The organism is Dyadobacter sp. HNCC25DJ185 (assembly GCF_056895195.1).
In genome coordinates this window covers 1-320 of sequence record NZ_JBXHAR010000041.1, presented here as the reverse complement: position 1 = coordinate 320, position 320 = coordinate 1, and the positions used below count along the sequence as shown (strand labels likewise).

Annotated in this window: 1 pseudogene; it reads right to left on the bottom strand. The window is 46.9% G+C overall.

Going from position 1 to position 320, the window contains the following annotated elements:
• A pseudogene (locus AC1XUF_RS32080) lies at nucleotides 1–320 on the bottom strand (IS21 family transposase); the annotation flags it as partial.

Below are 320 nucleotides of genomic sequence, written 5' to 3'. Positions count from 1 at the left end.
GCAAGTTTAGCGTTTGGCAGGGCTTCCACATAGCCATATCCGCTGAAAGGAAGCACAGCAACAAAGACAGGGCATCCTATCAATTCGCCCGTTGAAACGTCAACATAAGAAAGCTGGTCGCCCGCAAAGTCCACTTGGAGCATCTTGGCAGGATAGTGCTCAAAATGCATGGCAGCATTGCCCATTTTTATATGGTCTTTTAAAAGCTCACAGAACCTGGAATACTGAAGCCCCGAGGGATATTCCCTGATATATTCTTCCCATAGCAGTAAACGGGTGACACCGGTTCTTCTCAACTCGTGAGTAAAATACTCCAACAG